This is a genomic window from Frigidibacter albus, from assembly GCF_009908165.1.
Classification (GTDB): Bacteria; Pseudomonadota; Alphaproteobacteria; order Rhodobacterales; family Rhodobacteraceae; genus Frigidibacter; species Frigidibacter albus.
Genome location: NZ_JAAAUC010000006.1, coordinates 244,200 through 263,548, shown reverse-complemented (window position 1 = coordinate 263,548; position 19,349 = coordinate 244,200). Strand labels below are relative to the sequence as shown.

General features: G+C 67.7%; 21 protein-coding genes and 1 pseudogene. 10 read left to right on the top strand and 12 right to left on the bottom strand.

Annotation, left to right across the window (positions count from 1 at the left end; translation table 11 throughout):
* Together GVY41_RS11620 and GVY41_RS11615 are read left to right on the top strand one after the other, a co-directional pair.
* A pseudogene (locus GVY41_RS11620) lies at positions 1–125 on the top strand (S-(hydroxymethyl)glutathione dehydrogenase); the annotation flags it as partial.
* Between the two features lie 109 nt (positions 126–234).
* Positions 235–996: an NYN domain-containing protein gene (locus GVY41_RS11615; protein ID WP_161346597.1), complete on the top strand. Its 762-nt coding sequence runs from the start codon at positions 235–237 to the stop codon at positions 994–996.
* Here the strand turns inward: GVY41_RS11615 and GVY41_RS11610 are convergent.
* Positions 993–1,625, bottom strand: a complete 633-nt coding sequence (locus tag GVY41_RS11610; RefSeq protein WP_161346595.1) for a TetR/AcrR family transcriptional regulator — start codon at positions 1,623–1,625, stop codon at positions 993–995. The genes GVY41_RS11615 and GVY41_RS11610 overlap by 4 nt on opposite strands.
* Positions 1,626–1,705: 80 nt before the next feature.
* Positions 1,706–1,876: a hypothetical protein gene (locus tag GVY41_RS11605; RefSeq protein ID WP_161346593.1), complete on the bottom strand. Its 171-nt coding sequence runs from the start codon at positions 1,874–1,876 to the stop codon at positions 1,706–1,708.
* A 184-nt stretch (positions 1,877–2,060) separates the two neighbouring features.
* Between GVY41_RS11605 and mbfA the strand changes: the two genes are divergently transcribed.
* From mbfA to GVY41_RS11575, 6 genes are all read left to right on the top strand, one after another.
* Positions 2,061–3,038: an iron exporter MbfA gene (gene mbfA, locus GVY41_RS11600; protein ID WP_161346591.1), complete on the top strand. Its 978-nt coding sequence runs from the start codon at positions 2,061–2,063 to the stop codon at positions 3,036–3,038.
* A gap of 299 nt (positions 3,039–3,337) precedes the next feature.
* Positions 3,338–4,270, top strand: coding sequence for an AEC family transporter (locus tag GVY41_RS11595; RefSeq protein WP_161346589.1), 933 nt, complete (start codon positions 3,338–3,340; stop codon positions 4,268–4,270).
* 17 nt (positions 4,271–4,287) lie between these two features.
* A complete protein-coding gene (fghA, locus tag GVY41_RS11590; RefSeq protein ID WP_161346587.1) occupies positions 4,288–5,121 on the top strand; it encodes an S-formylglutathione hydrolase in 834 nt (277 codons plus the stop codon).
* Positions 5,121–5,588 carry a YaiI/YqxD family protein gene (locus GVY41_RS11585; protein WP_161346585.1) on the top strand — a complete coding sequence of 156 codons (468 nt, stop codon included), beginning with the start codon at positions 5,121–5,123 and terminating at the stop codon, positions 5,586–5,588. Before fghA ends, GVY41_RS11585 begins: the two co-directional genes overlap by 1 nt.
* Complete coding sequence (locus GVY41_RS11580; RefSeq protein WP_161346583.1) at positions 5,578–6,198, top strand: HAD family hydrolase; 621 nt, start codon at positions 5,578–5,580, stop codon at positions 6,196–6,198. Before GVY41_RS11585 ends, GVY41_RS11580 begins: the two co-directional genes overlap by 11 nt.
* Positions 6,195–7,121 (top strand): ornithine cyclodeaminase family protein, encoded by a 927-nt coding sequence (locus GVY41_RS11575; protein WP_161346581.1) that lies wholly within the window; start codon positions 6,195–6,197, stop codon positions 7,119–7,121. Before GVY41_RS11580 ends, GVY41_RS11575 begins: the two co-directional genes overlap by 4 nt.
* Here the strand turns inward: GVY41_RS11575 and GVY41_RS11570 are convergent.
* The 6 genes from GVY41_RS11570 to GVY41_RS11545 all read right to left on the bottom strand — a co-directional run bounded on the left by GVY41_RS11570 (position 7,118) and on the right by GVY41_RS11545 (position 11,809).
* Complete coding sequence (locus GVY41_RS11570) at positions 7,118–7,510, bottom strand: DUF3775 domain-containing protein (RefSeq protein WP_161346579.1); 393 nt, start codon at positions 7,508–7,510, stop codon at positions 7,118–7,120. The two genes, GVY41_RS11575 and GVY41_RS11570, sit on opposite strands and share 4 nt — an antisense overlap.
* A gap of 83 nt (positions 7,511–7,593) precedes the next feature.
* Positions 7,594–8,328, bottom strand: a complete 735-nt coding sequence (locus GVY41_RS11565) for a pseudouridine synthase (RefSeq protein WP_161346577.1) — start codon at positions 8,326–8,328, stop codon at positions 7,594–7,596.
* A gap of 151 nt (positions 8,329–8,479) precedes the next feature.
* A complete protein-coding gene (locus GVY41_RS11560; protein ID WP_161346575.1) occupies positions 8,480–9,208 on the bottom strand; it encodes an SDR family NAD(P)-dependent oxidoreductase in 729 nt (242 codons plus the stop codon).
* Positions 9,205–9,762, bottom strand: coding sequence for a DUF3833 family protein (locus tag GVY41_RS11555; RefSeq protein ID WP_161346649.1), 558 nt, complete (start codon positions 9,760–9,762; stop codon positions 9,205–9,207). The genes GVY41_RS11560 and GVY41_RS11555 overlap by 4 nt, the downstream gene beginning before the upstream one ends.
* Positions 9,762–10,520 (bottom strand): DUF1365 domain-containing protein, encoded by a 759-nt coding sequence (locus GVY41_RS11550; protein ID WP_161346574.1) that lies wholly within the window; start codon positions 10,518–10,520, stop codon positions 9,762–9,764. The genes GVY41_RS11555 and GVY41_RS11550 overlap by 1 nt, the downstream gene beginning before the upstream one ends.
* Entirely contained in the window at positions 10,517–11,809 is a 1,293-nt protein-coding gene (locus GVY41_RS11545) for an NAD(P)/FAD-dependent oxidoreductase (RefSeq protein ID WP_161346571.1), read from the bottom strand. Before GVY41_RS11545 ends, GVY41_RS11550 begins: the two co-directional genes overlap by 4 nt.
* Before the next feature lie 227 nt (positions 11,810–12,036).
* On the opposite strand from GVY41_RS11545, the gene GVY41_RS11540 reads away from it, so the two are divergent.
* Positions 12,037–12,615 (top strand): sigma-70 family RNA polymerase sigma factor, encoded by a 579-nt coding sequence (locus GVY41_RS11540; RefSeq protein WP_237422090.1) that lies wholly within the window; start codon positions 12,037–12,039, stop codon positions 12,613–12,615.
* Entirely contained in the window at positions 12,612–13,259 is a 648-nt protein-coding gene (locus GVY41_RS11535) for a ChrR family anti-sigma-E factor (protein ID WP_373283291.1), read from the top strand. Before GVY41_RS11540 ends, GVY41_RS11535 begins: the two co-directional genes overlap by 4 nt.
* A gap of 93 nt (positions 13,260–13,352) precedes the next feature.
* Here the strand turns inward: GVY41_RS11535 and GVY41_RS11530 are convergent, their stop codons facing one another.
* The 4 genes from GVY41_RS11530 to GVY41_RS11515 all read right to left on the bottom strand — a co-directional run bounded on the left by GVY41_RS11530 (position 13,353) and on the right by GVY41_RS11515 (position 19,275).
* Positions 13,353–14,495, bottom strand: coding sequence for a DNA recombination protein RmuC (locus GVY41_RS11530; RefSeq protein ID WP_161346565.1), 1,143 nt, complete (start codon positions 14,493–14,495; stop codon positions 13,353–13,355).
* Positions 14,492–16,312, bottom strand: a complete 1,821-nt coding sequence (gene mutL / locus GVY41_RS11525) for a DNA mismatch repair endonuclease MutL (protein WP_229726026.1) — start codon at positions 16,310–16,312, stop codon at positions 14,492–14,494. The genes GVY41_RS11530 and mutL overlap by 4 nt, the downstream gene beginning before the upstream one ends.
* 261 nt (positions 16,313–16,573) lie before the next feature.
* Positions 16,574–17,884, bottom strand: a complete 1,311-nt coding sequence (locus tag GVY41_RS11520; RefSeq protein WP_161346563.1) for a M16 family metallopeptidase — start codon at positions 17,882–17,884, stop codon at positions 16,574–16,576.
* On the bottom strand, positions 17,881–19,275 hold the full coding sequence (locus GVY41_RS11515) for a M16 family metallopeptidase (RefSeq protein WP_161346561.1): 1,395 nt from the start codon (positions 19,273–19,275) through the stop codon (positions 17,881–17,883). The genes GVY41_RS11520 and GVY41_RS11515 overlap by 4 nt, the downstream gene beginning before the upstream one ends.
* Between the last annotated feature and the right edge of the window lie 74 nt (positions 19,276–19,349).

The following is a 19,349-nucleotide window of genomic DNA, read 5'->3' as shown; positions in this document are numbered from 1 at the left end:
GGTACATGGACGGCAAGATCGAGATCGACCCGATGATCACCCATACGCTGAAGCTGGAAGACATCAACAAGGGCTTCGACCTGATGCATTCGGGGGAAAGCATCCGCAGCGTGGTGGTGTATTGAGCCAAGCCCCGGGCGGAGGGGGACTTGTCCTTCCGCCCGGGTTGAAGGATGACAGGACGCGGGCCGCAGCGGCCCCTTACGACATGATCCGATGTCAGGAGACCGAATGATGGCTGACCACCGCGCCCCCCGCCTTTGTGTGCTGATCGATGCCGACAACGTGCCCGCGCATTATGCCGGCGCGATCTTTGACGAGGTGGCGAGCCTTGGCGAAGCCTCGGTCCGGCGGATCTATGGGGACTGGTCGGCAGTGCGGCTGAACCGTTGGGCCGAGAAGGTCGCGGCCCTGGGGCTGGTGGCCGATCAGCAGTTCTCCAACACCAAGGGCAAGAACGCCTCCGACATCGGGCTGGTGATCGCCGCGATGGATTTCTTGCATTCGCGGCTGTTCGACGGCTTTGTGCTGGTCAGCTCCGACAGCGACTTCACCCGGCTGGCGGCGCGGATCCGCGAGCAGGGGCTGGATGTCTATGGCATCGGCGAGAAGAAGACGCCCGAGGCCTTCCGCATGGCCTGCAAGCGCTTCATCTATGTGGAAAACCTCGGGGCGGATGACAGCCCCGCGGAGCCGGCAGAGCCGCAGAGCGGCGACACCGCCCCCGGCCCGGTGCGGCAGGGCGAGCCGGCGCGGCGCGGCAAGGAAGCGCCGGCGATGGCGATCCCGCTGATCATCGCGGCGATGCGGGCGATCGACCCGGATGGCGAATGGTATTCGCTGGGGCCGATCGGGCAGTTCATCACACAGGCGAACCCGGATTTCGACGTGCGCAGCTATGGCGCGTCGAAGTTCAGCGATCTGGTGAAGAAGACCGGCCGCTTCGAGGTGAAGCAGGGCCCCGGCAACACGCTGCTGGCCCGCGACCTCGCCTAGGGCTTCACCCCGTAGCGGGCCCCATACCGCGCCATGAACATCTCGACCGCGCCGTCGATGGTGCGGCGGGCGTCGGCGGGGGTTCCGGCCTCGCCGATGCCATAGATCATCCGGTCATGGATCCCGGCCTTGCACAGCTCGGCGAACTGCTCCGCCGCCAGCTCGATATCGTCGATACGAAGCTGGCCCCGCTCTGTCGCCTGCCGCAGGTAGCTGGCCAGCCGGTCGCGGACCAGCTGCGGGCCCGAACAGTAGAATTGCGGGCCGATCTGCGGGAAGCGGTCGCCCTCTGCCACGCAGATGCGGAACACGCGCTGCCCGAATTCCGACGAGATGAAGGCCACGATGCGTTCGGCCGCGCCGCGCAGCACCGTCTCGGGCGCGGCGGTCAGGTCCAGCACCTCCATCGCTTCATCGGCCTGGCGGGCGCATTCGCATTTGGCCACTTCCATGAACAGCAGGCGCTTGTCGGGGAAGTAGCTGTAGAGGGTGGCTTTCGACACGCCCGCCTCGCGCGCGATGTCATCGACGCTGGCGCCTTCGAACCCGTCGCGCAGAAAGACCGTCCGGGCGCCATCCAGCACCTGGTCGAACTTGCGGCCCTTCTTGATTTCCTGCCCGTCGGCCATGCCGCCACCCTTTGCTGCGCTGGCGATCATAGACGCAGCGCGCGGTGAACAGCAAGGCGGACCGGCCGGGGAGCGATGGGTCAGCGGGTCGCCTCGGTCGCGGGCGATTGGTCGGCGCGGGTGGTCTGCCCGTCCGTGGTCGGGGCGGGGAAGTCGAGCCGCGGCAGGTCGATGCCGAAGGAACCAGCGGCCACGGGCAGGGCCGAAAGCGGGATCAGGGCAAGGCTCGCAGCGAGGACAAGGCGTTTCATGGGAATGCTCCGGGTTAGAGCTGAACTGATCGGTTCAGATACGGATCATCTAAACTCATCGGTTCAGATCCTCAAGAAGAAAATGAACCGATGAGTTCATTTTTCTGACTGCGGCACCTTGCGGCCTTGCCCACAGCCCGTCGGAGGAATAGATTGGAACCATTCTAAACTAGGAGTTTCCCCCATGATCCCCGGCCTTGCCTCGCGGCGAAAGTTCAGTGACCTGTCCGAGCGCGAGATCCTGGCGCTGGCGATCTTCTCGGAAGAGGACGACGCGCGCATCTATCGCAGTTATGCCGAAGGCCTGCGCGCAGACTATCCGTCTTCGGCAGCGGTCTTCGACGGCATGGCAGATGAGGAGAACGGGCATCGCCAGCGGCTGATCGAGGCGTTCCGCGCCCGTTTTGGCGAGGTGATCCCGCTGATCCGGCGCGAACATGTGGCGGGCTATTACGCCCGCCGCCCGGTCTGGCTGATCGAGGGGCTGGGGCTGGACCGGATCCGCGCCGAAGCCTCGGCGATGGAGCAGGATGCGGCGCGCTTCTACACGGCCGCGGCGCAGGCCAGCACCGATGCCGCTACCCGCAAGCTGCTGGGGGACCTCGCGGCGGCAGAGGCGGGCCACAAGATCCGCGCCGATGCGCTGACCGCCGAGCATCTGGAGCCCGAGGCGCGTGAGACCGAGGACCGGGTGAGGCACCGGCAATTCCTGCTGACCTGGGTGCAGCCGGGACTGGCGGGGCTGATGGACGGGTCGGTTTCCACGCTCGCGCCGATCTTCGCCACCGCCTTCGCCACCCGCGATCCGCATACCACGCTGCTGGTCGGGCTTGCGGCGTCGATCGGTGCCGGGATCAGCATGGGCTTCACCGAGGCCGCGCATGATGACGGGGTGCTGTCGGGCCGCGGCGCGCCGTGGAAGCGGGGCCTCGCCTCGGGCGTGATGACGACGCTGGGCGGGCTGGGGCACGCGCTGCCCTACCTGATCGCCGATTTCTGGACGGCGACGGTCATCGCCATCATCGTGGTGTTCGTGGAGCTGTGGGCCATCGTCTGGATCCAGAACCGCTTCATGGAAACCCCCTTCCTGCGGGCGACCTTCCAGGTGGTTCTGGGCGGCGCGCTGGTGTTCGCCGCGGGGGCGTTGATCGGGGCAGGGTAGAGCACCGGAAACTTGGCCCAACGTCGGCCTTTTTCAGAATTTCGGCCGTCGACGAAATTCTGATGTGCCCGCCCCCCCTTGGCGGGCACATAACGTGCGCTCCGGGCGGTCACCTCAGAATTTGGCACCGTCCGGCTTGGCCGCACCCCCCTTGCCTTCCGGCTTGCGCCTCCAGGCAACCGGCACGGGTGACTTGCCACAGGCAAGTCCCCTTTTCGCGCCGGAAACAGAGGGAGTTCACGCTCGCAGACGGGCTCCGCATATGGCACGCGGCAGCGCGGCGTGATACGCCTTGCCCAATGCTGGCGATATTCCTGAAGACCCTGCCCTTCTTCGCGCTGATCGGCCTTGGCTGGCTGGCTGGCCGAACCCGCTTTTTCCCCGAGGAGGCAACGGCCTGGCTGACGAAGTTCGTGTTCTACTTCGCGCTGTCGGCGATGCTGTTCCGCTTTGCTGCCAACCTGTCGCTAGCCGAGATCTTCGATACCGGATTCGTGCTGGCCTACCTTAGCGGGTCGGCCGTGATCTGGGTGCTGGGAATGGCCGTGGCCCGGTTCCGCGGACAGGATCTGGCGGCCTCGGCGATGGAGGCGCACACGGCCATGACCGGCAATACCGGCTTTCTGGGTGTGCCGATGCTGGTGGTGCTGCTGGGGGTGCAGGCGGCGGGGCCGGTGCTGATGGTGCTGACCATCGACATGATCGTGTTCTCGACCCTCGTCACCCTGCTGATCACCGGGGCGCGTCAGGGGCGGGTGTCGATAGCCCTGCTCGGCGCGCTGGCGATGGGGCTGCTGCGCAACCCGATGATCATGTCGATGCTGGCGGGGCTGGCCTGGTCGGGCCTGCAGTTGCCGATGCCCGCGCCGCTGGACGAGTTCACGCAGATCCTCGGCGCCGCCGCCACGCCCGGCGCGCTGTTTGCCATCGGCGCATCCTTGGCGGCGCGGCGCGCGGCGGAACGGGTGGCGCCGGCCGTCTGGCTGTCCTTCGCCAAGCTGGTGCTGCATCCGGGCGCTGTCGCCATCGCCGCGCTCTGGATCTTCAACGTCGATCCCTACGCCGCCGGCGTGATGATCGCCGCGGCCGCCCTTCCGGTTGCCGGCAATGTCTATATCCTTGCCCATCATTACGGGGTCGCGCAGGCACGGGTGTCCGCGGCGATCCTGATCTCGACCGCGGCCAGCATCCTCACGGTGCCCGCGGTCATCGCCTGGGTCACAGGCGTCTGAACCCATAGGAGACTGCAATGCGGACGATTTCGGAAAACAAGAGCTTTGGCGGCGTGCAGGGCGTCTATGCGCATGAGTCGGATACCTGCGGCTGCGAGATGACCTTTGGCCTGTTCCTGCCCGAGGAGGCAGAGGAGCATCCGGTGCCGATGCTGTGGTATCTGTCGGGCCTGACCTGCACGCATGAGAATGCGATGGTGAAGGCCGGCGCGCAGCAATGGGCGGCGGAATACGGGGTGGCGGTGGTGTTCCCCGACACCTCGCCCCGCGGCAAGGGCGTGGCCGATGACGAAGCCTTCGATCTGGGCCAGGGCGCGGGGTTCTACGTGAATGCGACCCAAGACCCCTGGGCCAAGCATTACAAGATGTGGGATTACATCTCCGAGGAGCTGCCGCGGATCGTGACCGCGAATTTCGAGGTGGATGACGAACGCCAGTCGATCACCGGCCATTCGATGGGCGGCCATGGCGCGCTGACGCTGGCGATGCGGCTGCAGGGCCGCTTCCGCTCGGTTTCCGCCTTCGCGCCGATTGCCAGCCCCACCACATCGGACTGGGGCCGCAAGCAGTTCGCGGCCTATCTTGGCCCCGACGAATCCACCTGGGCCGACCATGACGCCAGCCTGCGGATGCGCGCCGTGGGCTTCGACGGCCCGGTGCTGATCGACCAGGGCGCCAAGGACCAGTTCCTGCACCTGCTGAAACCCGAGGTGCTGGCCGAGGCGATGATGGCCCGCCGCCAGCCCGGGCAGATGCGGATGCAGCCCGGCTATGACCACAGCTATTACTTCGTCTCGACCTTCATGGCCGACCACGTCGCCTTCCACGCCGAAAACCTCTACGCGCGCTGATGACTGCGCTCTATATCGACGCCGATGCCTGCCCGGTGAAGGACGAGGCGCTGCGCGTGGCCGAACGCCTTGGCGTGCGGATGCTGCTTGTCTCCAACGGGGGCCTGCGCATCTCGCCGCATCCGCTGGTGGAGATGGTCTTCGTGCCCGATGGCCCCGATCTGGCGGACATCTGGATCGCCGAGCGGGCGGGCCGCGGCGATGTGGTGGTGACCGGGGACATTCCGCTGGCCGCCAAATGCGTGGCCGCGGGCGCCCGGGTGCTGAAGCACAATGGTGAGGCGCTGACGCCGGCCAATATCGGCAACGTGCTGGCGACGCGCGACCTGATGGCCGATCTGCGCGCCGCCGATCCGTTCCGGCAGGGCGGGGGCAAGGGCTTTACAAAGGCCGACCGCTCGCGCTTTCTCGACGCGCTGGACCGGATGCTGCGGGCGGCGATCAAGGAGAGCACGGATGACAGCTGAGGCAGTGGTCTTCGACATCGGCAATGTGCTGATCGAATGGAACCCCGAGCGGCATTACGACAGGGTGATGGACCCGGCCGAGCGGGCCCGGATGTTCGCCGCCGTCGATCTGCACGCGATGAACGACGAGGTGGACCGCGGCGCCCCGTTCCAGGCCACGATCTATGCCCATGCCGAGCTTTACCCGGAATGGCGCGAGCACATCCGCCGCTGGCATGACGACTGGATCCACATGGCCAGCCCCGCGACCCCCCACTCCGTCCGCCTGCTGCGCAAGCTGCGCGGCAAGGGCGTGCCGGTGTTTGCGCTGACCAATTTCGGCATCGACAGCTTTGCCTATGCGCAGACGCAATATGACTTCCTGTCCGAATTCGACCGCGCCTATGTCTCGGGCCACATGGGCCTGATCAAGCCCGACCCCGCGATCTATGCCGCGGTCGAGGCCGATTGCGGCCTGCCCCCCGCCGCGCTGCTCTTCACCGACGACCGCGCCGACAATATCGCCGCCGCCGATGCCCGCGGCTGGCAGACCCACCATTTCACCGGCCCCGAAGGCTGGGCCGCGCGTCTGGTCGCCGAGGGCTTCCTGACCGCCGAGGAGGCAGCATGACCACCCCGATCATCGGACCCGAGGCCGAAGCCCATCTGGACTGGATCGCCCTCACCGACGCGCTGGCGGCGGGCCACGCCCTGCCGCGCGCCGAGGTGGCCGATACCTTCCTTTACCGCGGCAAGGACACACTCCTGACCCGCTCTGCCTGGATCGACGGGCTGGGGCTGGCGATCAAGGGCGCGACGGTGATGCCGGGTAATCCGGGCGCCGGCATCCCGATGGTCAACGGCGCGGTGAACCTGTTCGATGACGCGCATGGAAGGCTGGAGGCGATCGTCGATTTCCATCTGGTGACCAAGTGGAAGACCGCCGGCGATTCGCTGCTGGCCGCCCGCCGCCTCGCCCGCCCGGGCGCGCGCCGCATCCTGATCGTCGGCGCCGGCAATGTCGCCCGCTCGATGATCGAGGCCTACGGCGCTGCCTTCCCCGATGCGAGCTTCGAGGTCTGGAACCGCACCGCCACCGCCGCCGATGCGCTGGCCGAGGCCCTCGCCGGCCGCGCCCCGGTGGTTGCCGTCACTGACCTGCCCGAAGCCGTGGCGCGGGCCGAGATCATCGCCACCACGACCATGTCCTCAACTCCGGTGATCCAGGGCGCGTGGCTCTCGCCCGGCACCCATCTCGACCTGATCGGCGCCTACCGCCCCGACATGCGCGAGGCGGATGACGACGTGCTGCGCCGCGCCCGCATCTTCGTCGATGCCCGCGCCACCACGATGGGCCATATCGGAGAGCTGAAGCAGCCGCTGGCGACAGGCGTCATCACCCCCGAGGACGTGATCGCCGATTTCTATGACCTGCCCGCCGGAACCTATGCCCGCGGGACCGAGGACGAGATCACCCTGTCCAAAAACGGCGGCGGCGCGCATCTGGACCTGATGACGGCGAAATACATCCTCGCCGCCTGGCAGGGGCGTTAAAGCACCCCGTCCTCGGCATCCTCCACCGAAATTCCCAAGGCATCGAGCCCGTCCTCGAGGTAATCCGACAGCTGCGGCACCCCCAGCAGGTAATCGGCGGTGGGCGCCGTCGCCTCGGCGCGGGCGGTCTCGATCGCCTCGTCCAGCTCATCGGCGCCATAGGTCTCGCGGCCGATCCACATCACCGCGACAAGGCTGGCCTGCTCATCGACATTCAGCGCGCCGATGAAGGCGCGCAGCTCTTGCTCGGTCGCATCGCCCGACCGGGCCTCCAGAATGGAGTCGGAATCGACGCTGTCGCCGGGGCTGTCCCAGGTGCCGACCTTGGCATCCAGTTCGCGCGCGCGCACGATCACATGGGCAATCTTGTCGGGGCTGATCTGCAGCATTGGGGCCTCCCTTGTTAGGGGCGACCCTCGGGCAAAGCGACGGCGGGTGCAAGGGTGGGCGGTGGCGGCGGTCCGCCGCGCGCCTACTGAAAGATCAGGGCGAGCTCATCCTCGCTCAGCAGCTTCCACTGACCGGGCGCCAGATCTTCAGGCAGCGACAGCCCGCCCAGACGTTCGCGGTGCAGGTCGTCGACATGGTTGCCGGTGGCCGCGAACATGCGGCGCACCTGATGGTACCGGCCCTCGGTCACGCTCAGCAGGGCTTCGGTGTCCGACACCACCTCCAACTCGGCAGGCGCCAGCGGCTTGTGCTCGCCCTCCAGCATCAGGGTGCCCGAGGCGAACAGCGCGCCCTCGCTGCCCGCCAGCGGGCGGGCCAGCCTGGCGCGGTAGGTCTTCTTGACGTGGCGTTTAGGGCTGATGACCCGGTGCAAGAGGTCACCGTCATCGGTCAGCAGCAAAAGGCCGGTGGTCTGCTTGTCGAGGCGCCCGATGGTCGAGATCGCCGGATCCCGCAATTTCCAGCGTCTGGGCAGGATGTCATGGACAAGCGGGCCGTCTTCCTTGTGCGAACAGGTCATTCCCAGGGGCTTGTTGAGCAAGATGACCATCCCCACCACCGGATCGAGCGGCTCGCCGTCGATCTGCATCCGGCTCGGCAGATCCCTGGTGACAGGGATGCGCTTGGTGACGTCCAGAAGATCGGCACCGTCCAGAAGGATCCCGCCAGCCTTGGCCATCCGCGCCATTTCGGTGCGCGAGCCATAGCCCATGGAGGACAACAGCCTGTCGACGCGCGAGGTGGGAGTCTTGGCCATTGATTTTGGTTCCTCAAGCAGCCCGCAAGCGCGGCGCGCTGCGACATCGGTTGGCGCCTGCCTAAAGTCCCGCGTGCGACATCACAAGCAAAGGTGACAGGTGGGCTCTTGGAAGTCCGCTGGGTGCAGAGCCCGGGACAACCTCGTGCCCCTACCCCATGATCCGATACCACAGCGCATCGGGCAGGAACTGCCCCAGCCGGAACATCGCCGCAAACCGCCGCGGGAAGCTCAGCGCAAAGCGCCGGGTGCCCATATGCCTCAGGATCCGCGCCGCGGCGTCTTCGGGCTCCATCAGGAATGGCATGTCGAAATCGTTCAGCTCGGTCAGCCGGGTGCGGATGAAGCCGGGGTTGACCAGCTGCACCTTCACGCCAGACCCGCGCAGATCGGCGTGCATCGCCTCGGCCAGTGCCATCACCCCGGCCTTGGACGCGCCATAGCCGATGGCGCCGGGCAGCCCGCGATAGCCCGCCAGCGAGCCGGTGAGCACCACATGCCCGCGCCCGCGTGCCGCAAAGCCCGGCACCACCTGCCCCAGCACCCGCGCGCAGCCGGTCAGGTTCACGTCGCACATCTGCGCCACGCGGTCCGCGTCCCAGTCCTGCGCGGCCATCGGCCAATAGGTCGCGGCGAGCCAGACCAGGCCGTCGATCTCACCGACCTGCGCCGCCGCCGCCCGGACGGACCCCATATCCGCCACATCCATCGGCACGGCCCGCGCCGGGCCCGGCAGTTCGGCCACCAGCGCCTCCAGCCGCACCTCGCTGCGCGCCGACAACACCAACTCGGCCCCCGCCGCGCTCATCTGCTGCGCCAGCGCCCGGCCCAGCCCCTCGCTGGCGCCGACCAGCCACCAGCGCTGGCCCTTCACGCTCATGCTTGCACCTCAACTGGCGCCTTGCGGATCGTCGCCACCAGTTCGGCCACCAGTACCCCCCATTTGCGGAACTGGCTGCGGTTGACGATGCTGCCGCCCGGGGTCGCATACATCCAGTCGGTGACCGACAGCACATGCCCCCCGGCATCCTGCGGCAGCCTGATCTTGTAGCGCAGCACGACCGCGCTGCCCTGTTGCCGCCCCACACCGCGGCCCAGCACATCCGGCGCCGTCGCGCTGATCGCGCCGTCATTGCCCAGCTGCAGCACCCAGTCGCGCCGGTCCACCGCGCCGCCCTCATAGCGGAACACCTCCGCCATGCGGCACGTCGCGCCCTGCCACTGCGCATCGAACTCACCGACAAAGCGCGACTTCGCCCGCCCCGTCGGTCCATAGATCACGCCCTCGCACAGCAGCGGCCCGTTCAGCGCGCTGCGGATGTCCAGCGCCGGCCCGCCTGCATAATCGCCGCTGGCTTGCGCCCCGAACCCCGCCAGCCGCCCGCGCAGCCAGACCAGCAGCAGCGCCGCTGCCGCCCCCAGCACAAACCCCATCACCGCGTCACCTCTTCTACCGGAGGCAGCGGCCGGTCCCGGTACCGCGCGCCCTTCACGAACAGCTTCAGCGCCTGCCAATGGATCAGCGCCAGCACCCGCCGGCTGCCAAACGGCCGCCGCAGCAGCGCGCCCAGCAGCCCGGCATTGGTCAGCGGCGCCCGGCGACCGGTCAGCGTCGCCAGCACCCCGCCCTTGCCATTGTGGTAGTCGATCCAGATCCCGACCCGCCTGGCGCCGATGTCGAAGCGGAACCGGTACTCCCCCGCCACATCCTGAAACGGCGAGACGTGGAACACTTTCGTCGCCACGATCTCATCCTCGGGCCGGATCGGCTCCAGCCCCGGGCGCACGCACAGATAGGAGTGCCGGTCGCCAAAGGTGTTCGTCACCTCGGCCACCACAGCGCGCAACGCGCCGCCGCCATCCCGGCACAGCCAGAACGATACCGGATTGAACACATGGCCCAGCAGCCGCGGCTGCGCCAGCAGCCCGATGCGCAGGCCGGGCACCAGGACACCCTCGGCCATCAGCACCTCGCGGACCCACATCGCGCCCCGCCCCCGCCCCGGCGCGCCGCCGTGGTCGCGGTCCTGCACAGAGGCCACATTGCCCCGGCCCCGCGAGAACAGCCGCGGCCCGGCAACCGGCGCCTCGGCATCCTCCAGCAGCACATAGTCGATGCCATAGCGGAAGGCGTTCACTGGCCCGCCATGCCGTGCATGGTAGGTCTGGCCGCGGATGTGCTCGACCCTCATGCCACCGCCCTCAGCGCCTGCGCCGCGATCCCGTCCACCACCTCGACCGCGCTTGCGATCCCGTCCTCGTGAAAGCCGTTCTTCATCCAGGCCCCGCAGAACCAGCTGTGGTTCGTGCCATTCAGCGCCCGAACGCGCGCCTGCCCCTGCAGCGCCGCCAGATCGTAGACCGGGTGCCGGAAGGTCGCCGTGTCATGGATCAGCCGCTCGTCGATCTTGCGCCGCCCGTTCAGCGTGACGAACAGCGGGTCCTCCATCGGGATCGGCTGCAAGGAATTCATCCAGTAGGTAAGGTCGATCCGATCCGCCGCCTGCCCCGCCTCCTCGGTATAGACCCAGCTGGCCCAGGCCGCCCGCCGCTTGGGCATCACCGAGCTATCCGAATGCAGCACCATCTCGTTCGGCTGATAGCGGATCGCCGACAGCGCCGCACGCTCAGGCCCCGATCCATCCGACAGCAGTGCCAGCGCATCATCCGAATGCACCGCCATCACCACCTCGTCGAACAGCTCCCACTCACCGCCCGCCATCCGAACTTCCGCGCCATAGCCCGGCCGCCGCACGCCCGACACCACAGCGCCGGTGCGGATCTCCACCCCACGGCTGCGCAAGCTGGCCTCCAGCCGCCGCACATATTCGACGGACCCGCCCCGCACCGTGAACCACTGGTGCTGGCCGGTATGGCTCAGCAGCGCATGGTTGCGGAAGAATTGCAGCATCGCCTGCGCCGGAAACTCCAGGATCCCCCGCGTCGGCGTGGACCAGATCGCCCCCGACAGCGGGGTGATGTAGTAATCGCGGAACCACGGGCCGGTGCCCAGCTTGTCCAGCAGCCCGCCAATGGTCATCGCCGGATCATCCGCCGCCGCCAGAGCCTGGCTGTTGAAGCGCAGGATGTCGCGCAGCATCCGCCAGAACCGCGGGTCCGCCGCCCGACGCTTCTGCGCGAAGACCGCCCCCAGCGATTTCAGCCCGTATTCGAACCGGCCCCCGTCGATGGACGCGCCAAAGCTCATGTCGCTTTGCGCAATCGGCACATCCAGTTCGGCAAACAGCGCGCACAGATGCGGATAGTTCACCTTGTTGAAGACAATGAACCCGGTATCCACCGGCTGATCGCCGCGCTTGCCGGCCAGCACGGTGCGGGCGTGGCCGCCCAGCCGCGGCGCCGCCTCGATCAGCGTCACCCGGTGATCGGCTGCCAGCCGATGCGCCGCCGCCATCCCGGAAATGCCGCCACCGATCACGGCGATGCGGCGGGGCGGGGCGGGCAAGTGTTCAAACGGCATTCGGCACTCCGGTCATATTCATCCTACGGCTACGCGGGTTTGCCCCCTGCGGATCACTCGCCGCTCCTGCATCGCAGCATTTCTGCGGCGCCAGTGATCCGCCCAGCGCGCCGCCGCGTAACAGCCTCATGTTGACCGATGCCCTCACCCTCGACTTTGCGGATGCATCCCCGCCGCGCCCTGCCTACAGTGGCAGGGTAAGGGCTGCCCTGCGCCGGGCGCCACCGATGACTGCCCCGATCTCGGAGACAAAGCCGACCGTGCAGCCTGCAACTGATGACATCGACTGGAGCGCCGTGCTGCTGCAGGTGCGCGACACCCGCGACAACGCCGCCTTTGCCGCGTTGTTCCGGCATTTCGCGCCGCGTGTGAAGGCGTTCCTGATGAAATCCGGCGCCGATGCCACCCTGGCCGAGGAATGCGCGCAGGACGTGATGGCGACGCTGTGGCACAAGGCGCATCTCTACGATCCGGCCCGCGCCAGCGTGGCGACATGGATCTTCACCATCGCCCGCAACCGCCGCATCGACGCGCTGCGCCGCGCGAGGCGGCCGGAACCCGAAGACCTGACATGGGGCCCGGATCACGAGCCCGACCAAGCCGACATCCTGGCCCAGCGACAGGACAGCGCCCGCCTTGGCGCCGCGCTGACCCAGCTTCCGCCCAAGCAACGCGAGCTGATCGAGCAGGCCTATTTCGGCGACCGCACGCATACAGAGATTGCGGCAGCCACCGGCCTGCCGCTCGGCACCATCAAATCCCGGATCCGCCTCGCGCTGGATCGCCTGCGCCATGAACTGAAATGACCAACATGACCATTCAACATCACCTGACCGACGATCTTCTGATGGGCTATGCCGCCGGCACCCTGCCCGAGGCGTTCAGCCTTGTCGTCGCCACCCATCTCTCGCTCTGTGACGACTGCCGCGCCCGGTCCGAAGCCTATGACGCGCTTGGCGGCTCGCTGCTCGGTGCGCTGGAGACGGCAGAGCTTGCCGAAGACAGCCTGCAAGCCACCCTGCGCCGCATCGCCGCCGGTCCGCCGTCCGAGCGTCCGCGCAAGTCCGGCGCCCTGTTCCCGGCGCCGCTGCAGGATTATGTCGGCGGCGATCTGGCCGCGGTGCGCTGGCGCCCGGTGGGCATGGGCGTGCGTCAGGCGATTCTGCGCACCGACAGGAATGCCACGGCGCGGCTGCTGTATATCCCCGCAGGCGCCGCGGTGCCCGACCACAGCCACCGCGGGCGCGAGCTGACGCTGGTGCTGCAGGGTGCCTTCCGCGATGAGGATGGCCGCTTCGGCCCCGGCGATATCGAGATTGCGGATGAAGCGGTGCAACACACGCCCACCGCCGAAGCCGGCCTGCCCTGCATCTGCCTGGCGGCCACCGACGCGCCGCTGCGCTTCCGCAGCCTGATCCCGCGCCTCGCGCAGCCGTTCTTCAGGATCTGAGCGGGGTGAGTGGCGGCTGCATAACATCCGCATGATTTCTGCATAGGTTCTGTATCCCGAAAACCGCGCCACCCCAAAGGCTTGCGCGGTTTTTCAGGGTTTGAGCGGCACAACCTTCGCCGCCGCCTCGGGGGCGATTTCCTCGAAGTCGAAATTATCCAGCCGCCGCGCCCGCCGCCCGGCCTTGTCGGCGGAAATCTTGATATCTTCCAGGTCCTTGGCCGCCTGCCCGAAATGCCGGTCAAGGTTCCCGACCCTCTCACCCAGCCGTTCCACATCGGTATAAAGCAGCGCCAGCTCCTTGCGGATCGCCCCCGCCTGCTCGCGCATCCGCGCATCCTTGAGCACCGCACGCATGGTATTCAAAGTCGCCATACATGTGGTGGGCGACACGATCCAAACCTTCACCGCGAATCCCTCGCGCACGAGTTCCGGAAAATTCCCGTGCAGTTCCGCATAGATAGCCTCGGATGGCAGGAACATCAGCGCGCCATCCGCGGTCTCGCCCTCGATGATGTACCGCTCGGAAATCGCCCTTATGTGGCTGCGCACCGCAATCCGCAGCATCCGCTGCGCCTCGATGGTCTGGCTCTGGTTCTCGGCCCGCCGCAGCGCCTCATAGGATTCCAGCGGGAATTTCGAATCGACGACAATCGGCCCCGGCGGTTTCGGCAGATGGATCAGGCAGTCGGCCCGCCGCCCGTTGGAAAGCGTCGCCTGCATCGTGTAACTGTCTGACGGCAAAGCCTTCTGCACGATGTCATGCAGCTGGATCTCGCCAAACGCCCCCCGCGTCTGCTTGTTCGACAAGATGTCCTGCAGCCCCAGAACATCCCCGGACAGCTTCTCGATCTTCGCCTGCGCCCGGTCGATCGTCTCCAGCCGCTGCTGCAGATCGCCCAGGCTCCGCGCGGTCCGCGTTGCCGACCCGTGCAGGCTGTCGGTCATGCCCCGGCTCACCTCTGCCAGCCGCGCCTCCATCAGCGCCAACATCCGCGCCTGACTGGCCGCCTGCGCCTCGGACACATGATGCAGCCCGCCCGCCAGCTGGTGCTGGCCGTCGGAAAGCCCCTGCACCCGGTTGCCAAGCGCCATCAACAGCGGCTCCAGCCGCTGAGCGGACCGCCCGGCAGAGCGCAGCATCAGCAGCACCAAAAGCAAGGTCACCGCCAATCCGCCGCCGACCAGCACAGCCGGGTCCGTCAGGTCAAGCTGTTGTCCGGACACGGAAATCATCGACGTCCGAACAGCCGTTCGATGTCGGCCAGCTTCAGTTCCACATAGGTGGGCCGCCCGTGGTTGCACTGGCCCGAATGCGGCGTCGCTTCCATCTCGCGCAGCAGGGCGTTCATTTCCTCGGGCCGCATCTGCCGGCCCGAGCGCACCGAGCCGTGGCAGGCCATCTTGCTCAGCACCGCATCGATCCGGGCCTGCACCTGCTGGCTGTCGCCCAGATCAGCCAGCTCATCCAGAATATCGCGGATCAGCGCCGCGGCATCGATCACGCCCAGAATCGCCGGCGTTTCGCGCACCGCGACCGCCCCGCCCCCGAACGGCTCCAGCACCAGCCCCAGCTTGGACAGTTCGGGCGCAAGCTCCAGCAGCCGCGATGCATCGCCTTGCGACAGCTCGACAATCTCCGGGATCAGCAGCGCCTGCGAAGGCACGCCACTGCTCGCCCGCTGCGCCTTCAGCCGCTCATAGACCAGCCGTTCATGCGCCGCATGCTGATCGACGATCACGATCCCGGTCTCTGTCTGGGCGATGATGTAGTTCTCATGCACCTGCGCCCGCGCCGCCCCCAGCGGCAGGCCGGTCGGCGCCGCCGCTGGCACCTCATACCGCGCCGAGGCCTCGGCCAGCTCCGGCGCCAGCGGCGCCTGGAACTCCCACGCCGTCCGCACCGCGCCAAGCGAGGGCCGGTCCATCTGGTAAACCCTTGGCGCGCCGGTCATTTCCGGCCGCATCGCCCCCAGCGTCTCGCCCGCGACGGTGGAAGATGCCCGATGCCCCGCCCCCGCCAGCGCATGGCGCAGCGCCGAAACGATCAGCCCCCGCGCAATCCCCGGCTCGCGGAACCGCACCTCGGCCTTGGCCGGGTGCACGTTCACATCCACCGCCTGCGGGTCGCAGGTCAGGAACAAAGCCGCCGCCGGGTGCCGGTCGCGCGACAGGAAATCCATATAGGCCGCCCGCAGCGCCCCGATCAGCAGCTTGTCCCGCACCGGACGACCGTTGACGAACAGGAACTGCTCCACCGCCGCGCCGCGCGAATAGGTCGGCAGCGCGGCATAGCCGCTCAGCCGCAGCCCCTCGCGTTCGGCATCGATCGGCAGCGCGTTATCGGCAAACTCGCGCCCCAGAATGCGGGAAAGCCTTGCCTGCAAGGCCCCGAACAGCTCTCCCTGTTCCGCATCGGCGCGCAGGATCACCCGGGAATCACCACCGCTCTCATCCCGCAGGGTGAAGCCCACATAGGGCTCCGCCATTGCCAGCCGCCGCACCACATCGGCAATCGCCTGCGCCTCGGCCCGGTCACCGCGCAGGAATTTCAGCCGCGCGGGGGTGGCATAGAACAGGTCGCGCAGCTCCACCACCGTGCCGCAGCTCAGCGCCGCAGGGCGCACGGCTTCCTCGCGCCCGCCTGCGACCGCGATCCGCGCCGCCTCGAGGCCCTGAACCCGCGAGGTGATGGTCAGTCGTCCGACGGCCCCCAGCGAGGGCAGCGCCTCACCGCGAAAGCCGAAGCTGTGGATCGCCAGCAGGTCGGACCCGTCGATCTTCGACGTGGCATGGCGCGACAGCGCCAGCGGCAGGTCCGCGGCAGTCATCCCGCAGCCATCATCCGTCACCCGGATCAGGGTCTTGCCGCCATCGGCATAGGCAATCTCGATCCGCCGCGCCCCGGCATCAAGCGCGTTTTCCACCAGCTCCTTGACCGCCGAGGCGGGGCGCTCGACCACCTCGCCGGCGGCGATGCGGTTCACGGCGCCCTCATCCAGTTGGCGGATCACCGGGCGCGGGAGGGACATATGGGGGGTGGGGGCGTTCATGCCACCAGAATTAGCATGGGGCTGGAGATTCGGCCATGCCTTCGGAAACGAGGAGCCTGCACAGTCAGAGGGAAGCGCCCGTCCGCGGGTGGGCGCTGCAACGCTCGTTCTAGGCACTTTATGGTGCGGCCTACCTCCACCGCAGTTCTAGGCGGAGCGGTAGAGTAGCGCCCGCCCGGGGGGCGGACGGGCGCTGCCCGGCGGCGCTGAAGCGCCTTGATTCCGGGCAAGAAAGGGTGCTCGACTTGGCGTTAGGCCGCCTCAGTTCGACGCCTCAAGCGCCACCGGGCGCCCCGCCACCACAAAGCGCAACCCATCCGGATGCAGCCGCTCTGCCGCAACCCGGGCGATATCCTCCAGCGTCACTGCCTCCACCTCGGCATTGCGGGTGTTGACGTAATCCGCTGGCAGATCATCCAGCTGCATCCCCACCAGAATGTCGGCGATCTGGCCGTTGCCATCAAAGCGTAGCGGATACGATCCGGTCAGATAGGTCTTCGCCGCCTCCAGCTCCGCCTCCGTCACGCCGCCCTCTGCCGCCTTCACCCATTCGGCGCGCACCACCTCGATGGCCTCGGCCACCCGGTCGTTCGACGAGGCGAAACTGCCCTGCCATGTCTCGGCATGGTCGCGCGGCACGATGTAGGAATAGACGCCATAGGTCAGCCCCCGCGCCTCGCGCACCTCCTGCATCAGCCGCGAGGAGAAGCCGCCGCCGCCGAGGATCTGGTTGAGGATATAGGCCGGGAAGAAGTCGGGATCGTCGCGCTTCAGCCCTTCATGGCCGAACACCACCACCGATTGCGGGGTGTCGAAATCGACGACGGTCACGCCGCCAGTCAGGCCCATCTCGGCCCGGTCGGGCAGCGGTGCGCCGGTTTCGGGCAGATCCCCCAGCAAGTGATCCAGCATCGCGCCCAGATCCTCGGCGGTGATGTCGCCCACCGCCGCCACCACCACCCGGTCGCGGGCAATGGTGCGGGCCTTGGCGTCCAGCATGTCCTCGCGCGTCAGGGCCGCGACGCTTTCCAGCGTGCCATCGGCGGGCGTGGCATAGGGATGCGCGCCAAAGGCCAGCGCGTTGAAGGCACGCCCGGCCAGCGTGCCCGGGTCCTGCTCATCCGATTGCAGGCCCGACAGCACCTGCCCGCGCACCCGCTCCACCGCGTCCACATCGAACCGCGGCTCGGTCAGTGCCAGCTTCAGCAGATCGACCGCCGCATCGCGGTTCTCGGTCAGCATCCGGGCCGAGACCGACAGCGTGTCATCGCCGACGCTGAAGCGATAGCTGGCCGCCAGCGCCTCGCGCGCTTCGGCAAAGCCCTGTGCGTCGAGATCGCCGGCGCCTTCCTCGATGATCGCGGTCATCAGGTTGATGGCGCCGCGCTTGCCGGGGGCATCCAGGCTGGCACCGCCGCGGAATCGAAGCTCCAGCGCGGTGAAGGGGATCGAGTGATCCTCGACCAGCCAGGCCTTGATCCCACCGGGGGAGGTGACTTCCTGAATGTCCACCGCATTGGCGGGAAAGGCCAGCAGCAGGGCGGCGCAGGCCGCAAACAGGGCGCGGATCATTGCATCACCTCCACAGGGTCGGCCGCAGCAGGGTCGGGCGTGGCCTCTGGCTCCGGACTGCCCCCGGCCTCGGCCTGCATCAGCCAGCCGGTCACGGCCCGGCGTTTGTCGAACACTTCGGCGGCGGCAGCCATCACGTCGGCCTCCGTCACCCCCTCCAGCACATCCGGCCAGGCCTGCACATCGGCCACGGTCAGGCCAGAGGTCAGCGCGGCGCCATAGCGGCGGGCGAGGCCATCGACGCTGTCGCGGGCATAGATCTCATCGGCGCGGATCTGGGTCTTGATCCGCTCGAACTGCGCGGCATCGACGCCCTCGGCGAGAAACTCGGCAATGGCCGCATCCAGCGCCGCCTCGGCCTCGGCAAGGCTCACGCCCGGCGCCGGCACGATGGCAAGCCCGAAAGTGGAGGCGTCCAGCGACACCGCATCGTAGAAGGCCGAGGTGTAGAGCGCGACCTGCGTCTCGAAGCTCAGCTTGCGGCCCAGAACCGAGGTCTGCTGGTTCCCGCCCAGAAGATCGGCCAGCATCGTCAACGCGGCGGCCTCTTCCTGCGCGCCGGCGTTGCGCTCGGGCGCAAGGTAGCTGCGCACCACATAGGGCTGCGCCACCCGCGGATCCGAGAATTCGATCCGCCGCTCCGCCAGCTGCGGCGGCTCGCTGGTGCGGCGGCGTTCGGGAAGATTGGCCGAGGGCTCCAGCGGGCCGTAATGCTCTTCGGCCAGTCGCCGCACCTCGGCAGGCTCCACATCACCCGCGACGATCAGGATCGCGTTGTTCGGCGCGTAATACAGGCGATACCAGTCCAGCGCGTCCTGAAGGCTCAGCTGCTCCATCTCATGCCGCCAGCCGATGATCGGGATACCGTAAGGATGGTTCAGGAACTGCGCCGCCATCCGCTGTTCGGAAAAGAGGGCGGCGGGGTCACTGTCGGTGCGCTGGCTGCGCTCCTCGAGGATCACCGCGCGTTCGGTTGCGGCATCCGCCTCGGACAGCACCAGATTGCGCATCCGGTCCGCCTCCATCCCCATCACCAGGCCAAGCCGGTCGGCGGCGATGCGCTGGAAATAGGCGGTATAATCCTGCGAGGTGAAGGCATTGTCGGACCCGCCATTCGCCTCGACGATGCGCGAGAATTCCTTGGGCGCGATCTCTTCGGTGCCCTTGAACATCAGGTGTTCCAGGTAATGCGCCACGCCCGACACGCCGGGCTTCTCATCCGCGGCGCCGACCCGATACCAGACCATATGGGTAACGGCAGGGGCGCGGTGATCCTCGATCACCACGACCTCGAGACCGTTCTCCAGCGTGAAGGTGGTCACATCCTCAGCCGCGGCGGGTGCCGCCACCAGCAAGGCCAGCGCCACAGCCCAAATATGCCTGATCCACATTGCGCTCTCCCAAGATGCCCACGGCCGGATACCGCGTCTGATCCGCACCCTAGCCCTAAGGCGGGACGGCGCAA